Source organism: Mucilaginibacter sp. P19 (genome assembly GCF_050632265.1).
In the GTDB taxonomy this organism is placed as follows: Bacteria; Bacteroidota; Bacteroidia; order Sphingobacteriales; family Sphingobacteriaceae; genus Mucilaginibacter; species Mucilaginibacter gossypii.
Genome location: NZ_CP192586.1, coordinates 3,786,013 through 3,804,308, shown reverse-complemented (window position 1 = coordinate 3,804,308; position 18,296 = coordinate 3,786,013). Strand labels below are relative to the sequence as shown.

15 protein-coding genes, 1 other RNA gene and 1 pseudogene are annotated in these 18,296 nt (G+C 42.6%); 9 read left to right on the top strand and 8 right to left on the bottom strand.

Annotated elements, in window-relative coordinates; translation table 11 throughout:
* Positions 1 to 102 precede the first annotated feature (102 nt).
* The 6 genes from ACQ86K_RS18385 to ACQ86K_RS18360 form a co-directional block, all read right to left on the bottom strand.
* A complete protein-coding gene (locus ACQ86K_RS18385; protein WP_090527097.1) occupies positions 103 to 747 on the bottom strand; it encodes an N-acetyltransferase in 645 nt (214 codons plus the stop codon).
* A 432-nt stretch (positions 748 to 1,179) separates the two neighbouring features.
* Positions 1,180 to 2,136 (bottom strand): YpdA family putative bacillithiol disulfide reductase, encoded by a 957-nt coding sequence (locus tag ACQ86K_RS18380; protein ID WP_091162682.1) that lies wholly within the window; start codon positions 2,134 to 2,136, stop codon positions 1,180 to 1,182.
* 86 nt (positions 2,137 to 2,222) lie between these two features.
* An RNA gene (gene ffs / locus ACQ86K_RS18375) (signal recognition particle sRNA small type) lies at positions 2,223 to 2,321 on the bottom strand.
* 44 nt (positions 2,322 to 2,365) lie between these two features.
* Positions 2,366 to 2,995 (bottom strand): hypothetical protein, encoded by a 630-nt coding sequence (locus tag ACQ86K_RS18370; RefSeq protein ID WP_091162683.1) that lies wholly within the window; start codon positions 2,993 to 2,995, stop codon positions 2,366 to 2,368.
* 12 nt (positions 2,996 to 3,007) lie between these two features.
* Positions 3,008 to 3,250 (bottom strand): hypothetical protein, encoded by a 243-nt coding sequence (locus ACQ86K_RS18365; RefSeq protein WP_431198508.1) that lies wholly within the window; start codon positions 3,248 to 3,250, stop codon positions 3,008 to 3,010.
* Positions 3,243 to 3,626, bottom strand: coding sequence for a 2'-5' RNA ligase family protein (locus tag ACQ86K_RS18360; protein ID WP_431198507.1), 384 nt, complete (start codon positions 3,624 to 3,626; stop codon positions 3,243 to 3,245). Before ACQ86K_RS18360 ends, ACQ86K_RS18365 begins: the two co-directional genes overlap by 8 nt.
* Positions 3,627 to 3,701: 75 nt before the next feature.
* Here ACQ86K_RS18360 and dinB point away from each other — a divergent pair, with 75 nt between their 5' ends.
* The 9 genes and pseudogenes from dinB (at position 3,702) to ACQ86K_RS18315 (ending at position 14,678) form a co-directional block, all read left to right on the top strand.
* The gene (dinB, locus tag ACQ86K_RS18355) at positions 3,702 to 4,886 is read left to right on the top strand and encodes a DNA polymerase IV (protein ID WP_091162685.1); all 1,185 of its coding nucleotides are present in this window, start codon (positions 3,702 to 3,704) and stop codon (positions 4,884 to 4,886) included.
* 312 nt (positions 4,887 to 5,198) lie between these two features.
* Positions 5,199 to 6,422 carry an acyltransferase family protein gene (locus ACQ86K_RS18350; protein ID WP_091162686.1) on the top strand — a complete coding sequence of 408 codons (1,224 nt, stop codon included), beginning with the start codon at positions 5,199 to 5,201 and terminating at the stop codon, positions 6,420 to 6,422.
* Positions 6,423 to 6,431: 9 nt separating this feature from the next.
* Positions 6,432 to 7,475, top strand: a complete 1,044-nt coding sequence (locus ACQ86K_RS18345) for a sensor histidine kinase (RefSeq protein ID WP_091162687.1) — start codon at positions 6,432 to 6,434, stop codon at positions 7,473 to 7,475.
* Between the two features lie 3 nt (positions 7,476 to 7,478).
* Complete coding sequence (locus ACQ86K_RS18340) at positions 7,479 to 8,177, top strand: LytR/AlgR family response regulator transcription factor (protein ID WP_091162688.1); 699 nt, start codon at positions 7,479 to 7,481, stop codon at positions 8,175 to 8,177.
* Positions 8,178 to 9,175: 998 nt separating this feature from the next.
* Positions 9,176 to 10,024 (top strand): hypothetical protein, encoded by an 849-nt coding sequence (locus tag ACQ86K_RS18335; RefSeq protein ID WP_431198506.1) that lies wholly within the window; start codon positions 9,176 to 9,178, stop codon positions 10,022 to 10,024.
* Positions 10,006 to 11,223, top strand: a complete 1,218-nt coding sequence (locus ACQ86K_RS18330) for a hypothetical protein (protein ID WP_431198505.1) — start codon at positions 10,006 to 10,008, stop codon at positions 11,221 to 11,223. Before ACQ86K_RS18335 ends, ACQ86K_RS18330 begins: the two co-directional genes overlap by 19 nt.
* Positions 11,224 to 11,695: 472 nt before the next feature.
* Positions 11,696 to 12,345 (top strand): annotated as a pseudogene (rpe, locus tag ACQ86K_RS18325) (ribulose-phosphate 3-epimerase).
* 202 nt (positions 12,346 to 12,547) lie between these two features.
* Positions 12,548 to 13,615 (top strand): 3-phosphoserine/phosphohydroxythreonine transaminase, encoded by a 1,068-nt coding sequence (serC, locus tag ACQ86K_RS18320; RefSeq protein ID WP_091162690.1) that lies wholly within the window; start codon positions 12,548 to 12,550, stop codon positions 13,613 to 13,615.
* Between the two features lie 109 nt (positions 13,616 to 13,724).
* The gene (locus ACQ86K_RS18315) at positions 13,725 to 14,678 is read left to right on the top strand and encodes a D-2-hydroxyacid dehydrogenase (protein WP_176844344.1); all 954 of its coding nucleotides are present in this window, start codon (positions 13,725 to 13,727) and stop codon (positions 14,676 to 14,678) included.
* Between the two features lie 195 nt (positions 14,679 to 14,873).
* Here ACQ86K_RS18315 and ACQ86K_RS18310 read toward each other — a convergent pair whose 3' ends face one another.
* Together ACQ86K_RS18310 and ACQ86K_RS18305 are read right to left on the bottom strand one after the other, a co-directional pair.
* Entirely contained in the window at positions 14,874 to 16,274 is a 1,401-nt protein-coding gene (locus tag ACQ86K_RS18310; RefSeq protein WP_091162691.1) for an MBL fold metallo-hydrolase, read from the bottom strand.
* Between the two features lie 164 nt (positions 16,275 to 16,438).
* A complete protein-coding gene (locus ACQ86K_RS18305) occupies positions 16,439 to 18,271 on the bottom strand; it encodes an ABC transporter ATP-binding protein (RefSeq protein ID WP_091162692.1) in 1,833 nt (610 codons plus the stop codon).
* Positions 18,272 to 18,296 lie beyond the last annotated feature (25 nt).

Genomic DNA, 18,296 nt, shown 5'->3' with positions numbered 1-18,296 from the left:
TTTTGGTGAGCTTAAAGCTAAAGGCACAAGGCTTAAAGCTTTACTTATCAATTATGGTGATCTGTTTTATTAATTTACAGGTGTTAACCTTTTACCTAAATCCTAAACATCATGTTTTATACGTTTCTTTATGGCGTTCTCAATACGCTCAAGCAAAGTCGCTTTGTGCGTAATGCGCTGCATTTTCTCCTCGTATTCCTTTTGTTTTTCGGCAGGATCAAAAAGCATGGCGGTGCACATGCAGTTTTTGCGGTTTTTGCTGGTTAAAATGTCAAAGTTTACGCAGCTTTTGCAGCCGGCCCAAAAGTTTTCGTCCTGGGTTAGTTCTGAATAGGTAACGGGCTCGTAACCAAGCTCCGAGTTGATCTTCATTACCGCCAAACCGGTTGTTAACCCAAATATTTTGGCATTAGGGTATTTGGTACGCGATAACTGGAAAATTCGGTGTTTGATGGCTTTTGCCAATCCCGCCTTACGGAACTGCGGATTAACAATAAGTCCCGAGTTAGCAACAAAGTCGCCATGGCTCCAGGTTTCAATATAGCAGAAACCGGCCCAGGTACCGTCTTTATGCAGGGCTATAACAGCCTTGCCTTCCAGCATTTTATTAGCAACGTATTCGGGCGAGCGTGTAGCTATACCAGTTCCGCGCGCCTTGGCCGATTCGGCCATCTCATCGCAAATCATAGTGGCATAATCTACATGCTGTGCAGTAGCAACCTGAATATCAAAATCTTGTATTGTCATTTAAATAGATAATTACCGTGAAATTAATTGGCTTTATAAGCCTTAAATAATTAGATGGTTTTTTTAAAAAGACGTTTAAAAAACTCTTTTTGTGTGGACAGGAGAAAAATTAATTCAAACCCGTGGCATGTAGGTCCTTCGTCGGAGAGGGCAGTTTAAAAAAACAGTTGAACCCAAGGCAGCAGCAACCGGAGCAAAATTTGCTCTTGTAGCGGGCTTATTTAAGCTTGGTGTATTCATTTTTTTGTTGAATTACTGTGTTTTTAATTTGCTGCAAATTAGGCTATAAAATTTTATTTATACAAGAAAAAAATGTGATTATTTGTTGGTTGGTGAATGGTTGATTAAGTTTATTGAACGAGTGGTTGGTTTGTTGTTGTAACTCGCAGATTTACAGCAATAACCATTCACCTAATCAACCCAATCAACCATTCATTTCTTTTCAACAATATCATTGATGATCATATCAGCGTGAATGCGCGAGTTTTCGATGAACCAAAGATGGGTATCAAGGCCGCCGCAAACCACACCTGCAAGGTATAAACCAGGCATATTTGTTTCCATGGTTTCGGGGTTGTATTGCGGAATAAATTTATCTTCAGAAAGAATAATACCGAGCTTTTTCAGGAACTCAAAATTGGGCTTGTAGCCCGTCATCGCCATTACAAAATCGTTGGGAATGGTGATCAAGCCTTCCGGGGTTTGAATATCGACTTCATTTTCGCGGATGGCTTCGAGGTTTGAATTGAAATAGGCTTTAATGCTTCCTTCTTTGATGCGGTTAATAATATCCGGCCTTACCCAATATTTAACCCGGTTGCTTACCTCGCTGCCGCGGATCACCAGTGTTACCTCGGCACCTTTACGGTAGGTTTCCAGGGCCACATCAATGGCCGAGTTGCTTGAGCCAACTACCACCACTTTTTGCAGGGTATAATAATGAGGGTCTTGGTAGTAGTGTTTTACTTTGGGAAGGTTTTCGCCGGGGATATCAAGATTTACCGCGATATCATAAAAGCCGGTTGAAAGGATCACGTTTTTAGCCTGGTAGGTTGCCTTTTTTGTGGTGATGGTGTAAAAGCCATTTTCCGGCTTTACTTCAGTAACTTCTTCAAAAAGATGAATGGGCAAGTTATTTGAAAGTGCTACGCGGCGATAATATTCCAAAGCATCATTGCGGGTAGGCTTGTTATGTACAGTAACAAAGGGAACGCCGCCGATCTCCAATTTCTCAGATGTGGAGAAAAACGTCATGGTAGCGGGATAGTTGTACAATGAATTTACAAGCGTGCCTTTTTCGACAATTACGAAACTTAAACCGGCTTTTTGAGCAGCAAGTCCGCAAGCTAAACCTATCGGGCCACCGCCAATAATAAATATATCAAGCATTTGATGTACTTTATGAAATTTAAGAAATCATGAACCTGTGCAGGTTCGGGGCATTTTTGCCGGTGCGGCAAAAATAAGAAAATAAAAAAGGGTAAGCTACTTTTATCGCGCCGCTCAACTCTCTACCCTTGCTGTGTTCCCACCCTGGGGGAGTTCAAGAGGAGCTGGCCGTAAAAGACTTACCCCGGCGCAAATATAGAAAAAGGTAGCGTTTATGGTTAAGAAAATGTTAAAAAAGGCTTATCTGTTGATTTATAGATGGATAATTTTTAATTTGCCTTGCTATTGCCAGGTTATCATACTTCGTTAACACGTTTTCATCTCCCCGAAATTCAAATTCCCGATAAGTTTTGGCATGTTGGTCGAGATCAAGCAACAAATTTTTTAAAATAGTAAGCCGGTTCACAACAAATTTTACCTTCATTTCCCTTTTTTGAAAATAGGGCCAAAGCAGGTTAAATTGTTCGGGCGTTATGGCCCTTGCTATGGTAATATGAGGTATGGTACTGCTATCGCCAACAATACCCTTCAATAGTTTAATCCAATATTTATTTTGTTCGGTGAGCTTAAGCCTGGCAAAAATGGTTTTGTTATAGTCATTACTCTCATTAAAGCAATCAAATCCATCTGTTTCAAAAACAACGGGAGGCAGCAAACTAAGTTTACGGCTCAAAAACGAGAAGCCCTGAACGTCTACATCAAGCGGTTTGCGCGGATAATTGTTTATGGTGATATGCGACCGGGCATGCATGCTGGGATAATTACCGATAACACGTTTTGCTTCGCTTTTTAATTTCCGGATCATAACATCTACATGATCAGGTATCGGGAGGATAAAATGATAAAATGCGTAGTCCATGATTGTTAAATTTTAAATGAATAAATTGATCTGATCAGGGTCGCCGGCTTTAAGTAGTTCCAGTTCATCGCGGGTATAGCCGGGGCCGGTCATGTTTTTAAATTCAAAAGTTTTAAACTTATCCCATTTGGCAAAGGCGTCAAGTGTATCGCGTTTCAATATGGTAAGTTCTTTGATCCAAAAAGGCTCCACCAATTTTTTATGCTTAAAATGCGGCCAAAGTGTGTCGAAATCTTTTTCGGCAATATCACGCACAACCGTTACATGTGGGATAAGATTTTTTTAATGCGCAGCTTCTTTTTAAGGTGTTAAACCATTCGTCGGTAGCGGGTGTTGCGCGGATGTTGGCATAAATGGTCATGCGGCTGTGCAAGTGGGTAAAATGATAAAAACCATCCATATGCAGCAATACCGGTGGCATGGTATTCAGGGCCTGTTCCATCAATTCCAGGTTTTTATCGGCCATAAAGGGCTTTTGCCTCTCCAGGTGTTGTATAGAGATATGAGCAGGCGAATCCATGCTTTGGTAACTGCCAATAAGCCTCGCCGATGCCTTTTTGTAACGCGCAATCTCATGCTTCACCGTGTCGGGAGGCGATAATAACAGCAGGTAGTCTTCATATATACTCATTTGCTTCACAATTTCTATATGTCAAATATGCTAATAAAATTAGCAAAATACAAAAAATGTTAGCATTTTTGGTATGTGGAAGCTAAACGTTATATTGTTCATATCGATCTTGATTCGTTCTTCGTTTCAGTAGAGCGGAAGTTTCATCCTGAACTGATCGGTAAGCCTGTGATCATAGGGGGCTCGGCCGAAAGGGGAGTTGTGGCTTCCTGCAGTTATGAGGCGAGGGCTTTTGGTGTGCATTCGGCTATGCCTACCCGGCAAGCTTTAAAGCTTTGTCCGCATGCCATTCTTATTCGCGGTTCGCACGGGCGCTATGGCGAAGCCTCACGCGAGGTTACGCAGATCATTCACGATACGGTACCCCTGTATCAAAAAACATCGGTTGATGAGTTTTACATTGATTACACCGGTATGGACCGTTTTTTTGATTGTTACCATGAAGCCACCAAACTTAGGCAGAAAGTAATTAAAGAAACGGGCCTGCCTATATCCTTCGGTATGGCATCGGGTAAAACGATAGCCAAAATGGCCACTAACCAGGCCAAGCCTAACGGACAAATGTTTGTAAAGCATGGTGATGAGCTGAAGTTCCTGGCGCCGCTTAACATTGGTAAGATACCCGGCCTGGGCGAAAGTACCCGCAATAAGTTATATCAATACGGCATCGAAAAAATAGGTGATCTGCAACGTACCAATATCCGTTTCCTGGAAACAGTTTTTGGTAAATACGGGCATTCGCTTTGGGAAAAAGCCAATGGTATCGATCATAGCGAAATCGTTCCGCATTCCGACAGGAAATCCATCAGCACCGAGCATACTTTCCATACTAATGTGTCTGATCACCGCACACTTGAAACTACTTTAGTATCCATGACCGAAGAGCTGTCATCCAAACTACGACGGGAAAATAAGCTTTCATCATGCATGGCTATTAAGTTGCGATACGGTAATTTTGAAACCCATACCCAACAGCAAAAAATAGCACTTACGGCGGCAGAACACATCCTGATTCCCGGTGTAAAAAACCTGCTTAAAATGGCCTGGGACCAGCACCGGCCCATCAGGTTGATAGGTGTGCGGTTGAGTGATCTTTGTACGGGCAGTTACCAGATCAACCTGTTTGAGGATAATGAGGAACGCATCAAACTTTACCAGGCCATGGACCAGATCAATTTCAAGTTCGGCGATAAAACCATCTGCCGGGCGGCAGGGATGGAAATTGGTACAAGGAATTTTAATCCGTTTATGCGCGGCTGACCGTTGACTGTTTTGATTGCGTTGATTACGTTGATCTTTTTGTGACGAGTTGATTATTTGAAAAAGCGCCGGATTGTGCGATTCCCTCCCTTGGGAGGGTGTAGGGAGGGGTTTCATCGCCTCGCTTGTTCCTTTGAAATAGCGGATAAACTCCGCCGCCGCTCGGCTCCAGCCGGGTGGCAACTATCACGCGGCCTCTGGCCGCCGTGGGAAATGTTCTTGTTTTCAACCAATGGTCAAAGGCTTTTTACCATTGGTCAAAGTAATTTTATGGGGCGGTAGGTTGTGACTTCTTTTGATAAAAAAGAAATCATGGAAACCACACAACGTCAAACCTACCTCGATTGGTTGAGGATCTTATCCATATTGGGGGTGTTATTTTTTCATTCGGCAATGCCTTTTGTTGCTGAGGATGGCTGGCACATCAAAAACCACGAAACCAGCAACCTGATGATGGAATCAAATCACTTTTTGCACCTTTTTCGCATGCCGCTGCTCTTTTTTATTTCAGGTACCGTGAGTTACTACATGATGCAGCGGCGCTCTACACTCAGTTTCATCGGTTTGCGTTTCCGCCGTCTTTTTATTCCGCTTTTGGTGGGCATGTTCATCATTGTGCCACCGCAAATTTACATGGAACGATTGGCCAATGGCTACAAAGGCTCATTCCTGGATTTTTATCCCAGTACATTTAACTTTCAGCCATATCCCAAAGGCAATTTCAGCTGGCACCATCTTTGGTTTATTGCCTATCTGTTTCTTTATGACCTCATCTTCGCGCCTTTATTTGCCTGGATGATCTCGCCCAAAAGCAATGGTTTTAAACAAAAGCTTGCCATTTTGGCCCGGGGGAAATGGGTTTACCTATTAATGCTGCCCGGAATCCTTTGGTTTACCTTCACCAGTTGGGACCTGCCCGAAACCAACGACCTGATCCATGATGGCAGTTACTTTGTTTACTGGTTATTGTTCCTCCTGGCAGGTTTTATCTGTATCCTTCAATCTAAACTGATGGATAGCCTTGAGCGCAACCGCCGTTTTGCTTTAACCATCGGTTTTTTAAGCCTGATGACATGGGAAGTAATGCGCTGGAACGGTATCGAACCCTTGCATCCCCACTGGCCTTTTCAAAATATCGCATTCTCCTATGCTTTTACCGCATTGCGCCCAATTATTGCCTGGGGATGGGTGTTGGCGCTGGTTGGCTATGGCAAACATTATTTAAATAAGCCTCATAACGCGCTCAATTATTTAAACCAGGCGGTATATCCGTTTTACATATTGCACCAAACCGTTATTGTATTAATTGCCTATTATATTGTGCAAACGCAAAATGAAAGCATCCTATCAAAATATATTTATACGGTGGGTATTACCTTTTTTGTAACGGTGCTTACCTATCATTTGTTAGTACGCCCTTATGCTTTAACCCGGTTTTTATTCGGTATGAAACCAAAGGAAAAACTCAAAACTGTGCCGATCCGGGAGATAGTAGAGACAAAACCCGAACCTATTCTTTCTGCCTTAAATTTGTAATTTGCTGATATGAAATTTTTCAGGAAGTACATTTTTCCGGCACTGTATGGCCTACTGGTTTATTTTACCATCAGGCTATTGCATGATACTGACATTGGTCAGCATTTTTGGGAAAGAGATTTTTATGTTAATGGCATTGAAATGGCCTGTTCAATATTGGTTGGCTATTTGGCAATCTATATTTTTGAACGGCTTTTTAAGTACTATGACAGGCACCGGACGGTACAGCTATCCTACGGGGCTGTAGTTAGGGAGTTGGCCATATTGGTGGGAGCAAATTTGATATTAGTGAACGTCGTATTTGTTCCGATGGTCATGGCTCTGCACGTAAGCCAGGGCATAGATGAGCTAATACCCTGGGCAGATGTGGCTGATATTAACATGATCCCCACTTTGTACGCTATTGTTTATTATGGAATTGCACGTAGCAGTACCTGGCTAAAGGCTTATGTAAATAATAAGATGCAACTGGAAAAGTTAACCAACGACCAGCTGGAAACTGAATTGAAGTTTCTAAAAGCTCAATATCATCCGCATTTTTTATTTAATGCCCTGAATACTATTTATTTCCAGATGGATGAAGATGTGCCCGGCGCAAAAAAGAGTACCGAGTTACTATCGAGCCTGTTGCGCTATCAGCTTTATGACCAACACCAGCAAGTGCCCGTTAAGCAGGAGCTGGAGTATCTTGAAAATTATATCCGCCTGCAGCAGATCAGGGCGAGCAGCAAAATGCAGCTCAGTGTTAATTTTGAAGGATGTTTAACGGATCAGCTCATCTTTCCGCTGCTTTTGCTTCCACTGGTTGAAAACGCCTTTAAATATATAGGTGGTGAATATAAAATAGCCATTGAAGGCTGCATTATTGACAATAGATTTGTTTTTAAAGTTTATAATGATGTACCCGCGAATATGAAAGCCCCCGATAATTACAGCGGTATTGGTTTGGAAAACTTAAGCCGCAGGCTGCAATTGCTTTATCCGGATAAACATAAACTAACTGCTGGCCGCGAAGAAGATCATTATACAGCAATACTTGAATTGAATATTTAGAAGATGGCATTAATCAGCTGCATTATTACCGACGATGAACCCTTTGCCCGTAAGGGCCTGGAAGGCTATGTTAAAAAAGCTGGCTTTTTCGACCTGAAAGCGCAATGTGAAGATGCTATGGAATTAGGAGCGTTGTTAGCGCAGCAACCTGTAGACCTGCTGTTCCTGGATATCCAGATGCCGCATTTAACCGGCGTTGAATTTATTCGTTCGCTGCCCAACCCGCCAAAAGTGATTTTCACTACTGCTTTTAAAGAATATGCTACTGATGGTTTCGACCTGGATGTGCTCGACTATCTCCTTAAACCTATACCTTTTGAGCGTTTTATGAAGGCAGCCTTTAAAGCTAAGGATTACTTTGATTTGAGGAACAATACAGATAGTGTAGATTATCTGTTTGTTAAAAGCAATGGTAAGCTCGAGAAGATAATTTTTGACGAAGTGTTGTTCATTAAAGGCATGGAAAACTATGTTGAGGTTTATACCCCGGCGCGTAAGATTATAACCCACAGTACCCTGCGGGCCTTTGCCGAAAAACTGCCTCCACGTAAATTCATGCAAACCCATAAGTCATACATTGTAGCCAATAATAAAATTACATCGATAGAAGGAAATATGCTGCATATAGGCACATTTGAGGTGCCAATCAGCAGGCAGCTTAAAGAGCAGGTGATGCATGCGTTGATTAATCAGGGCAGATAGTAATCAAGTTTTAACAATAGGATCAGAAATTTCTACGCGAATTGTTTTTCATACTTGTCTCAATTAATCGAATTACACGAATTTTTCAATGGCGTAAATTTGAAATTAGTGTAATTAGGTTAATTCGGAAAAATAGTGCGGGAGTTTTTATTTGTTCGATTCTTCTTAGAAACTGTCAAAGCTTGAAGAATATCGTTTAGAGGTAGATAAAACTTCATTGCCGTTGGTTTTAACCAACGGAATAATGAGTAGCAACATGAGGGCTTCAGCCCAAATTCGCTTGCATAATTAGGCTGAAGCCAAGACTTTTTAGCTTTTTATTCCGTTGGTTAAAACCAACGGCAATGAATATTCTGTTTTTTTAAACAGCTGCTCACCATGCATTTTAAAGTAATTTCCCTGTGTATAATTAAAACTATTTTGTAATATGCATTATTCTACTGACGCATTACTTACAAAACCTCATGGGCGGCAAAAAACTGTTCAACGCTTTATCCTTTTTTTAACGGCAGGCTTGTGCTTAGCCGGCAATATTTCATATGCTCAAACCCCTGCCGATAGTATTAAACTGGCCATTGAGCCATCTTATAATAATGTAAGCGGTACCCACCAATTTTTTTAGGCGATAATTACCGCAAGCTTTGGGCGGCACCCGTCACCTTGCCGGTATTTCACCTTACCGCCGAAAAGGGTGGACTTAAAATACTGCAAAGAGGCGGGGGAAGCAAACAAAATCATTACGCCTGCAGGATCCTACCGGCCAGCAATGGGTACTGCGCACCATTCAAAAGTATCCTGAAAAAGGTCTGCCTGTTGATCTGCGGCCAACGGTAGCCAAAGATATCCTGCAAGATCAGGTATCGGCCGCACATCCATTCTCGGCACTCACAGTACCGCCGCTGGCCGAAGCGCTTGGGGTTCCGCATTCTAATCCTAAAATTTTTTATGTACCCGATGATCCTGCTTTTGGTGAGTATCAAAAGGATTTTGCTAATCAGGTGTTTTTATTTGAAGAGCGTGAGCCGCTCGATGCCGAAAAAACGGATAATACCGAAAAGGTACAACGCAAACTGCAGGATGACAATGATAACCGTGTTGACCAAAAGATTGTGCTGCGTGCCCGCTTGCTTGATATGCTTTTGGGCGATTGGGACAGGCACGAAGACCAATGGCGCTGGGAAAAAATAGATGGAAAACATGAAACCGTATATGAACCCGTTCCGCGCGACCGTGACCAGGTGTACTATAAAACTTCGGGCGTATTGCCCTGGATAGTAGCACATCAATGGCTTAAATCAAAATTTCAGGGTTATAGTGACGAGATCAGGGATATCAATGGATGGAATTTCAATGCCCGCTATTTCGACCGCTATTTCCTGAACCAGTTGAGCGAAGACGACTGGAAAGAACAGATAGCCTATGTACAAAACAAACTGACCGATGACCTGATCAAAAAAGCGGTGCATTTAATGCCCGATACCATCTACAAACTTTCGGGGCCTGAGATCATCAGCAAAATGATAGCGAGGCGCAACATCCTGCAAAAACAGGCACTCGAATATTATAAATTCATCTCCACATATGTAGATGTACCAGCGAGTGATAAAACGGACAAATTTACTGTGGCTCATGAAACTAATGGTGACATCACGCTTACTATAAATAAGATAAAGAAAGACGGCAGCGTTGATAAGGTTACCTACCAGCGTACTTTTAAACCCGATGTTACCAAAGAGATCAGGATGTATGGTTTTGATGGCGATGATTTATTTAAGGTGACGGGCTCAACGCCATCACCCATAACTGTGCGGATGATAGGGGGCAGGGCATGGATACGTTTGCTGTAGACAGCAGTTTAAATAATAAAGGCAAAACCTATATTTATGATCGTTCGGATCAAAAAAATGTACTTCCTCCTTCATCGCTGGCTAAAAACCGTACATCAACAGACACGGCGGTAAATAGCTATGATAAAACTGCCTTTAAGTTCGACAGGTTTGAGCCTATTATCCTGGCTAATTACAGTAATGATATTGGCATTTTGTTGATTGGAGGTTTCTCATACGAGCGGCACGGGTTTCGCAAGGAACCCTATGCTTTCCGCGAAGAATTTTTGACCAATTATTCACTGGGGCGTAAATCATTTTTGTTTACCTATACCGCCGACTGGAAAAAAGCCGTCGGTGAAAACGACCTGAAGATTAACCTGCTTTCGCGCGGGCCAAGCAACCTCAGCAATTTTTTCGGAATAGGAAATAACACTGTTTTTGAGAATAAGGACGACAGGAAGATCTCCTATTATCGTAATCGCTACGACTATGTTACCGGCGACGTTTCCCTGCACCGCAGTTTTGGAAACCTACACGTGAGCGCCGGCGTTGCAGGGCAGTTTTACAACAGCAAAGCCTCCAACAACACCGAAAGATTTTTGAATGGCTATAATGCCGCGTTTCCGGATGAGAAGGTATTTGGCACTAAGGTCTACGGCGGCTTAACAGCTAATGCAACGGTTGATACGCGGAATAAACTGATCATCCCAACACAAGGCATTTTATGGACAACCACTGTAAGCGGCTTTAGCGGCGGCGGCTCGGGAAGTCACAATACTTACGGCCAGGTGTTATCGGAGTTTAGTTTCTATTTAAATCCCGACAAGGACTCGGTATTGGTAATTGCTAACCGCACCGGGTTAGGTACTACGGTAGGTAATGCAGCATATTTTCAGCAGATGAAATTAGGCGGGGCGCAAAACTTCCGCGGCTTTCATACCAACAGGTTTACCGGTCGTACTATAGCCTATAACAACCTGGAGATGCGGTTAAAAGTATTGGATTTTACTTCATACCTGTTGCCGGGCTCATTGGGTTTAATCGGTTTTAATGATATAGGCAGGGTATGGGTCCCCGGCGAATCATCGGACAGGTGGCACGATGGGTATGGCGGCGGTTTGTATATTATTCCAGCGCAATTGGTGCTGATTGAAGCCGTAATGGGCTTTTCAAAAGAAGGCTCGTTGCCTTATATATCTATTGGGTTTAGATTTTAAAATAGCTGCCGCGGGTTTAGCGCAGCGTAACCGGTGGTTGAGTATGTTAAAAGCCTTCAGCTTTAGCTAAATTAACCGCATTTTTTGGTGGCGGCGTTCTGTCAGCACCTTTCGGTCAATTTTAAGTTTTAGGAAAAAAATCAGAAAAACAACCAAAAAATCACCCAAAAGCGGGGGTAAAGAAAGTGCTTTTTGAAACGCATGTTTTTATTCTCAAAAGTTTTATTCTTTGATTATCAGCTATTAGTGGTGTTTCGGGTGGAATATTAAATTATTGATTATCAGTGTGTTTAATTTTCAATGTGTTTCATGTTTTTACACTCAAAAAATGGAACAGTTAAAAAACGGAGTCTGCATGATTTCATTTTTTTATGGAGAACGGCGATTTTGGGACAGGCACTTTTTTACAATTATATCATAAAAATAATTACACTATCAGTCCCATAGATTACCTGCTTTTATATATTTGCATATGAATCACCTCATAGCACCATCTATCTTAGCGGCCGATTTTGCCAACCTGCAACGCGATATTGAAATGATCAATAACAGCGAAGCCGACTGGATCCACGTTGATATTATGGATGGCATGTTTGTTCCAAATATCTCTTTTGGCTTCCCGGTTGTAAGCGCAGTAAAAAAACACGCTTCCAAACCGCTCGATGTTCACCTGATGATAGTTGACCCCGATCGTTATCTTAAGGCATTTAAAGATGCCGGTGCCGATAGTATTACTGTTCACCAGGAAACCTGTCCGCATTTGCACCGCACCATTCAGGCTATTAAGCAATTAGGTTGCAAAGCCGCCGTGGCTATTAATCCGGCCACACCTGTATCTACTTTGGAAGATATCCTTGCGGATTTGGACATGGTTTTGATCATGTCGGTTAACCCCGGCTTCGGCGGACAGCATTTTATTGAAAATACCTATAAAAAGATCAAAGAACTCAGGACACTAAGTGCCAAAAAAATCCCGGTCTGTTAATTGAGATTGACGGTGGGGTGGATGCCAACAATATCACCAAACTGATAGAAGCAGGAGCAAATGTGTTTGTTGCAGGCACTTCAGTGTTCTCGTCGGCCAACCAGGTGGCCGCAATTTCAAAACTCAAACATCCCTAAAAGTTATTATAATGATAATAATTAAACCAGCCCTGTAGGGTTGGTTTAATTATTTGCAATCAAAGGCCCGTTTGTTGATTAATTGTATATTTTTTCAAAAAATGTAAATAATGTCTATATATTTTGTCAAATTAATTAACTTCGGCCCAACAAAATACAAACTTCCTAATAGTGTATTTAGAACCTACAATTCGTTAATATTATGAAACATAATTTTGGTGCCGGACCTGGCATTCTACCACACGAAGTTTTAAAGCAAGCTTCAGAAGCAGTTATTGATTTTAATGGTACTGGACTCTCTTTGCTTGAAATTTCGCACCGATCAAAAGAGTTTGAGGCCGTTTTAGACGAAGCTGTTACCCTGGTAAAAGAATTGTTCAACGTTCCTGAAGGTTATTCGGTATTGTTTCTGCAAGGCGGTGCCAGCACCCAATTTGCTTTAGCTCCTTACAACCTGTTACCAGAAGGCGGCAAAGCTGCTTATGTGGAAACCGGTGTTTGGGCTAACAAAGCTTTAAAAGAAGCCAAGTATTTTGGCGAAGTACAAATTGTAGCTTCATCAAAAGAGGCCAACTTTACTTACATCCCTAAGGATTTTGAAATCCCGGCTGATGCTGCTTATATTCACATTACTTCTAACAATACCATTTACGGTACGCAGTTACAGGAGTTCTTTAAATCGCCAATTCCGGTGGTTTGCGATATGTCGTCAGATATTTTCAGCCGCGTGGTTAACGTTGCCGATTTTGGTTTGATTTATGCCGGTGCTCAGAAAAACATGGGTCCTGCAGGTGTTACTTTGGTTATTGTTAAGGACGACCTGCTGGGTAAAACCGGTCGCAAAATCCCCGCAATGTTCAACTACCAAACTCAAATTGAAGGTGGTTCAATGTATAATACCCCACCGGTATTTGCTATCTACGTATCAATGCTTACCCTTAAGTGGCTAAAAGCAAAAGGCGGTGTACCGGCAATTGAGCAGGAAAACATTACCAAAGCACGTGTACTTTACGAAGAAATTGACCGCAACCCATTGTTCAAAGCAGTGGCCGCCGTTGAAGACCGTTCAAAAATGAATGTATGCTTCGTAATGGAAAACCCTGAGTTGGAAAAACCATTCCTGAAACTTGCCGAAGAACGCGGTATAGTAGGTATCAAAGGCCACAGGAGCGTAGGTGGTTTCCGCGCCTCAATTTACAACGCATTGCCAATAAGCAGCATCTATGTGCTGATTGACGTAATGCAGGAATTTGCTGAAAAGAATAAGTAGCCCCCTAACCCCCTAAAGGGGGAACAACAATTTTAAATAATTACCCCCGGCCCTTAAAGATATGGAATAATCACTCCCCCTTTAGGGGGCCGGGGGCAAAACTTTAGACATGATCAAAATATTAGCTAATGACGGTATCGACCCGATAGGTAAGAAAATGCTGGAAGATGCCGGCTTTTTCGTTGATACCAACAATATCCCACAGGACGAGCTTCCTGAAAAATTGAAAAACTATGATGCTATTACCGTACGTAGCGCTACTAAAGTACGTAAGGCATTGATCGACGCTACCCCTAATCTTAAACTGATTGGTCGTGGTGGTGTAGGTGTTGATAATATTGATGTTGATTATGCCAAAGAAAAAGGCATTGGTGTTTACAACACGCCAGCATCTTCTTCATTATCAGTTGCTGAGTTGGTGTTCGCCAGCTTATTTGGCGCTGTACGCTTTTTACCTGATAGCAACCGTAAAATGCCTGTTGATGGCGGTACCAAATTTAACGACCTGAAAAAAGCTTATGCTAAAGGCGTTGAGCTTCGCGGTAAAACTTTAGGTATCGTAGGTTTTGGTCGTATCGGCAGGGAAGTAGCTAAAATAGCTATCGGTGTTGGTATGGATGTTTTAGCTTATGATCTTTTTGATTTTAACCCCGAGCTGGATCTTGTTTTAGGCGGTGGTATCACTGTTAAAGCATCTGTTAAAAAAGCTACTCTTGATGAAATCATCACTACTGCAGATTTCATTACCCTACATACTCCATTTATCGACAAAGCCCTTTTTGGTGCTGAGGAATTGGCTAAAACTAAAAAAGGTGTTGGCCTGGTAAACATCTCACGCGGTGGTTTAATTGATGAACTTGCTTTGGTTGACGCTCTAAACAGCGGCCAGGTTTCATTTGCAGCACTTGACGTGTTCGACAATGAGCCAGCCCCTCGCGCTGAAATCTTAACCCATCCAAAAATTTCCTTAACCCCACACATTGGTGCTGCTACCAATGAGGCTCAGGAAAGGATCGGTGTAGAGCTTGCAAGCTTAATTATCGAGCATTTCAAAAAAGCATAACACGAATTTGCTCTAATTAGAGCGAATTACACGAATACAAACTATAAAACAAACAGCACGAATTTCATCAATTCGTGCCGTTTGTTTTATATCTTATGTCATTAGGAGCGTAGCGTGGCAATCGCATGCTTTACAGGGCAGCTATGCTTCCGTGCGATTGCTTCGTTTCTCGCAATGACATCGAATATTATGTATTTAAATTATATAACTAACACCTTTCTCCGGCAAAGTAACTCCGTAGCCTTCTTTTTCAAGGTCATTGGCTAATAGCTGCATACTTTCACCTTCACCATGTACCAGGAATATGTGTTTGAGCTTTGCTTTATCAATGGCTTTTACGGTATTCATCAGGTCGTCATGGTCACCGTGGGCGCTTAGTACGTCGGTTTGTTTGATGGTGGCATAAACGGCCAGTTCACGGTCTTTAATGTGGACGATAGAATCTCCCCGTAACAAACGATGGCCTAATGTTCCTTTGGCGCAGTAGCCAATGAACAGGATGGTGGCGTAGTAATTTTGGATGTTATAAAAAAGATGGTCCTGGATGCGGCCGCCTTCAAGCATTCCTGCAGATGAGATAATGATGCAGGGTTCCCAATAATTGGAGATCTGCCGGCTATCCTTTAGTGTTTCTACGTAAGTGAGGTTATCAAACTCAAATTCGTCGCCACGTTTTTGGTAAAACTCCTGTGCTTCCTGGTTAACCTGATTATGGTATTTTCTGAATACCTCGGTAGCCTGTGTAGCCATCGGACTATCAACAAAAACTTTAACCGGCGGCAGTAAACCAGTGCTAAAGATCTTGTTCAACGTATAAACCAAAGATTGTGTACGCCCGATGCTGAATGCCGGGATAATTAAACGGCCCTGCTCTTTAATACAGGCTTTTTCAATAACTTCTATCAGGGTTTGCTCAACGGATTTGTCCTTACTGTGGTAGCGGCCGCCATAAGTTGCTTCCGAAACCAGGAAATCAACAGGAGGGAGGGGCTGCGGATCATTCAAAACAGGGTAATTCTTCCTGCCAATATCGCCGGTAAAAGCGATGGATTTTTCTTCGCCTTTATCATTTACTTTAAATACAGCTGCTGCTGCGCCCAACAGGTGGCCTACCGGTACAAAAGTTAGCTCAATATCGCCGGTAATCCTAAACGGTTTGTTAAATCCTATGGTAACAAAGCGCTCAACCGTGTCCATCACATGCTTTTGCATGTATAGTGGTTGGGCATGCGTATTGAATTTGCCTCTGCCACGTTTGTGGTGACCGCCCTTACTTGCCGCTTTGCGCATGAATATGTTTACAGAATCGAGCAGCAATAATTCAGTCAGGTCTGCCGTGGGAGGGGTGCATAAGATCTGCCCCTCAAAACCTAAGCGGATCAGGGTAGGCAGGTTGCCCGAATGGTCGATATGAGCGTGGGTAAGTACTACCACGTCAATGTCTTCGGGCCGAAAAGGAAAGTTTTCGTTAGATATGATACTGCGGTCCTTTTCATAATCAAGTCCGCAATCCACTAAAATTTTATATTGTCCAACCTCGAGCAAATGCATGCTCCCGGTTACCTGCCGGGCCGCCCCGTGTATAGTTAGTTTCATTTTTATAAGTGATACCTGTGCTAAAGCGGGTATCGATAATTATATTACGTTGTAAGTAATCTTCAGTTTGTGAATATAACGGTTTACACCCGCTTTATTGCGAGTGTAAACGTATTAATGCTTTATAAGTTTAGTTATAAACCAATAAGTTTTAAGGAGTGTTGCTAAGCCTGATTGCTTTCAAACTGGAGCTGGCTTAAGTATTTATAAAGACCTTGTTCATTGCCAATGAGTTCGACGTGGCTACCGCTTTCAACTATATGGCCTTTTTCAAGTACGATGATCTTATCTGCTTCGCGAATGGTTGACAGACGGTGGGCTATGATGATAGATGTACGGTCTTTCATTAACTCTTCCAGCGCCTCCTGTACCAGGCGTTCTGACTCTGAATCTAATGAAGATGTAGCCTCATCAAGTATCAGTATAGATGGGTTTTTAAGGAGCGCCCTTGCAATGGCAATCCGCTGTCTTTGTCCGCCTGATAATTTAACACCACGCTCGCCAACAATAGTTTCATAACCTTCGGGGAAGGACGAGATAAATTGATGCGCGTTGGCACGTTTGGCGGCTTGTATGATATCCTCTTTTGATGCATTGAGCCTGCCGTAGGCAATGTTTTCCATTATGGTGCCTCCAAACAATAATACATCCTGCGGAACAATAGCTACCTGGTTACGGATATCAGTAAGGGTGTAATTGTCGGCTGGCTTGCCATCAAATAAGATATTTCCGTTTTGTGGGTGATAAAATTGTAAGATCAATGATGCCATGGTAGATTTACCGGAACCACTTGGCCCAACAATAGCTACACGCTGCCCGGCATCTGCACTAAAAGAGATGCCTTTTAAAACGGTAATTTCCTGGCGGGATGGGTAGGCGAATACCACATTGTCAAAAGCAAGGTCGCCTTTAATGGGTTGTTTAATGCCATTTTCGCTTTCAATAATCGAAATATCTTCGCCCTGTTCGTGAAGGATTTCCAGTACACGTTCGCTGGCGCCAACCGCTTTTTGCAAATTGGCGTACAGATCTGGAAAGCTACCCATAGCGGCGCCTACAAATATCGAGTACATTATAAAAGTAGTAAGGTCGCCTACATATATTTCATGATTAGCTACCAGCACCGAGCCATACCAAATTACGCCTACAAATGTGCCAAACAAGCAAAATACGATGAATGAGGCAAAGGTACCCCTGAATTTTGCACCGCGAACGGCGATGTTCACCACTTTGCGTAAAATCTTGTCGTACCGATTAGCTTCGTAGGCCTCGTTAACAAATGCCTTTACATTGGCAATGCCTTGCAGTGTTTCCTCAACTATGGTGTTTGATTCGGCTAATTTGTCCTGCGCCTCACGTGATAGCTTACGGATAAATCGCCCAAAGAATACAGCGAATGCAACCAGGAATGGCAATATAGCTAATAGCGCAAGTGTAAGTTTGATAGACACGATGGCCAGTAAGGTAGTGCTGCCTATCATGATCACCAACTGGCGGATCATTTCGGCAAAAGTGGTGGTCAACGTATCCTGGATTTGGGAAAGATCGGCAGAAATACGGCTGTTCAATTCACCAACCCTACGATTGGCAAAAAAGTTCATGGGCAAGGTAATAAGCTTAAAATAGGTATCACGCCTGATATCGGCTAAAGATTTTTCGGCCACCTGTACAAACCAAACCACCCTGAAAAACGACACAAAAGCCTGTGCAAATAATATAATAAAACCCATGATGGCAATGGCATTTAAGCCATGCGGCAGGTACTTGTATTTATAAATGCCTTGTGCTGCATCAATCAATGCGCCCAGAATGGCGGGGAATGCCAAGCCTACCAGGCTTGACAGAAACAGGAAAACTAATCCGGCTATGAATTTAACCCGGTAAGGTTTTAAGTAAGTGAGCAGTTTAGCTACGTTGCGCAGGCTGCTCCTGTTTATTTTTGCTTTAGGTAATTCTGCTTCGGCCTTGCTGCCACTGTTCAGTCGTCCTCTTGCCATGTATGCGTTTGAATGTTATAAGCCG